Origin of the sequence: Pseudomonas sp. GL-R-26 (genome assembly GCF_019947365.1) — a bacterium.
Classification (GTDB): domain Bacteria; phylum Pseudomonadota; class Gammaproteobacteria; order Pseudomonadales; family Pseudomonadaceae; genus Aquipseudomonas.
In genome coordinates this window covers 1-2904 of record NZ_JAGYGI010000071.1, presented here as the reverse complement: position 1 = coordinate 2904, position 2904 = coordinate 1, and the positions used below count along the sequence as shown (strand labels likewise).

The window sequence follows — 2904 nt, the reverse complement described above, 5'->3', positions numbered from 1 at the left end:
ATAAGATCACGCAGGAGATTTGACGTGCACATTGGTGTTCCTCTCGAAACCCAGACCGGTGAAACACGGGTTGCTGCAACCCCGGAAACCATCAAGAAGCTGATCGGCCAGGGCCATAAGGTCACTGTTCAAAGCGGCGCCGGCATTAATGCCAGCGTTGTCGACAGTGCCTATGAAGCGGCAGGCGCAACCATTGGCAGCGCCAATGACGCGTTTGGTGCAGAGCTGATTTTGAAGGTGGTCGCCCCCAGCGACAGCGAGCTGGCGCTGATTAAAAGCGGCACCGTTGTAGTGGGGATGCTCAACCCGTTCAGCAACGAAACCATCGCCAAAATGGCTGAATGCGGCATTACCGCCTTTGCCCTGGAGGCTGCGCCTCGCACCTCCCGCGCCCAAAGCCTGGATGTGCTGTCCTCGCAAGCCAACATCGCCGGCTATAAAGCCGTGTTGCTGGCCGCTCACCACTACCCTCGTTTCATGCCGATGCTGATGACCGCTGCGGGCACTGTGAAAGCAGCGCGCGTGCTGATTCTTGGTGCCGGTGTGGCCGGTTTGCAGGCCATCGCTACCGCGAAGCGCCTGGGGGCGGTGATCGAAGCGTCTGACGTGCGTCCTGCGGTAAAAGAGCAGATCGAATCCCTCGGCGCCAAGTTCGTCGACGTGCCTTACGAGACCGACGAAGAGCGTGAATGCGCCGTCGGTGTCGGCGGTTACGCCCGCCCGATGCCGGCCAGCTGGATGCAGCGCCAGGCCGCGGCCGTGCACGAACGCGCCAAGCAGGCTGACATCGTGATCACCACCGCGCTGATTCCCGGTCGCAAGGCACCGACGCTGCTCAGCGCGGAAACCGTGGCCCAGATGAAGCCGGGGTCGGTGGTCATCGATCTCGCGGCAGCCCAGGGCGGCAACTGCCCGCTGACCGTGGCCGACCAGGCGGTCGTCGAAAATGGCGTGACCATCGTTGGCCCGACCAACCTGGCCAGCGCCGTGGCGGCTGACGCTTCGGCGCTGTACGCCCGCAACCTGCTGGATTTCATGAAACTGTTGTTCGATAAAGAAGGACAACTGGTGATCAACCTTGAAGACGATATCGTCGCCGCGTGCCTGATGTGCCGCGACGGCCAGATCGTGCGCAAGAACGGCTGAGGATAAAAACAATGGAAGACATGCTGATCTCTCACGGTATCTACAACCTGATCATCTTCGTGCTGGCTATCTATGTCGGCTACCACGTGGTCTGGAACGTCACACCTGCACTGCACACGCCACTGATGGCCGTGACCAACGCCATCTCGGCCATTGTGATCGTCGGCGCCATGCTCGCCGCCGCCCTCACCGTGACTCCGCTGGGCAAGACCATGGGCACCCTGGCCGTGGCCCTGGCCGCGGTCAACGTGTTTGGTGGCTTCCTGGTGACCCGCCGCATGCTGGAAATGTTCAAGAAGAAAGCGGCCAAAGCTCCGGCTGCCAAGGCCGCAGCAGTCAAGGCCGAGGTGCAGCAAGCATGAGCATGAACCTGGTTACGTCCCTGTATTTGATCGCCTCGGTCTGCTTCATCCAGGCGCTCAAGGGCCTCTCGCACCCCACCACGTCGCGCCGCGGCAACCTGTTCGGCATGCTCGGCATGGGCCTGGCGATCCTCACCACGGTCGGCCTGATTTATAAACTAGGTGCCGAGCTGGCCCAGGACGGTATCGTCTACGTGATCGTCGGCCTGCTGATCGGCGGCACCGCCGGTTCGATCATGGCCAAACGCGTTGAAATGACCAAGATGCCCGAACTGGTCGCCTTCATGCACAGCATGATCGGCCTGGCGGCGGTGTTCATCGCCGTGGCTGCCGTGGTCGAGCCGCAGTCGCTGGGTATCGTCCAGCAACTCGGTGACGCGATCCCGGCCGGTAACCGCCTGGAACTGTTCCTCGGTGCCGCCATCGGTGCAATCACCTTCTCCGGCTCGGTCATTGCCTTCGGCAAGCTGGCCGGCAAGTACAAGTTCCGCCTGTTCCAGGGCGCACCGGTACAGTTCAGCGGCCAACACAAGCTGAACCTGCTGCTGGGCCTGGCCACACTGGGCCTGGGCGTGACCTTCATGCTCACCGGCGACTACACCGCTTTCGCCGTGATGCTGGCCCTGGCCTTCGTGCTCGGCGTGCTGATCATCATCCCGATCGGTGGCGCGGACATGCCTGTGGTCGTGTCGATGCTCAACAGCTACTCCGGCTGGGCTGCGGCGGGTATCGGCTTCTCGCTGAACAACTCGATGCTGATCATCGCCGGTTCGCTGGTGGGCTCAAGCGGTGCGATCCTCTCGTACATCATGTGCAAGGCGATGAACCGCTCCTTCTTTAACGTACTGCTCGGCGGTTTCGGCAATACGACGGATGCGGCCGGCCCGGCCGGTTCGAAAGAAGCCCGCCCGGTGAAATCCGGTTCGGCTGACGACGCGACCTTCCTGCTGACCAACGCCGACACCGTGATCATCGTGCCGGGCTACGGCCTGGCGGTAGCGCGGGCACAGCATGCGCTGAAGGAACTGACCGAGAAGCTGACCCATCGCGGCGTGACCGTGAAGTATGCGATCCACCCGGTTGCCGGTCGTATGCCCGGCCACATGAACGTATTGCTGGCCGAGGCCGAAGTGCCTTACGACCAGGTATTCGAGATGGACGACATCAACTCCGAGTTCGGCCAGGCCGACGTGGTGCTGGTGCTGGGCGCCAACGACGTGGTCAACCCGGCCGCGAAGAACGATCCGAAATCGCCGATTGCCGGCATGCCGATCCTCGAAGCGTTCAAGGCCAAGACCATCATCGTCAACAAGCGCTCGATGGCCAGTGGCTACGCCGGTCTGGACAACGAACTGTTCTACCTGGACAAAACCATGATGGTGTTCGGCGACGCTAA

3 protein-coding genes are annotated in these 2904 nt (G+C 61.9%); all 3 read left to right on the top strand.

Annotated elements, in window-relative coordinates; genetic code table 11:
- The first annotated feature begins 24 nt into the window (after positions 1 to 24).
- A complete protein-coding gene (locus KGA96_RS29535) occupies positions 25 to 1146 on the top strand; it encodes a Re/Si-specific NAD(P)(+) transhydrogenase subunit alpha (RefSeq protein WP_223516074.1) in 1122 nt (373 codons plus the stop codon).
- A gap of 11 nt (positions 1147 to 1157) precedes the next feature.
- A complete protein-coding gene (locus KGA96_RS29530) occupies positions 1158 to 1508 on the top strand; it encodes an NAD(P) transhydrogenase subunit alpha (RefSeq protein ID WP_046042645.1) in 351 nt (116 codons plus the stop codon).
- A partial coding sequence (locus KGA96_RS29525) for an NAD(P)(+) transhydrogenase (Re/Si-specific) subunit beta (RefSeq protein ID WP_223467070.1) occupies positions 1505 to 2904 on the top strand: 1400 nt, incomplete at its 3' end. The genes KGA96_RS29530 and KGA96_RS29525, both read left to right, overlap by 4 nt.

Bases quoted from the DNA above. Each gene is read 5' to 3' on its own strand.
- KGA96_RS29530 (WP_046042645.1), top strand. From the start codon at position 1,158: ATGGAAGACATGCTGATCTCTCACGGTATCTACAACCTGATCATCTTC.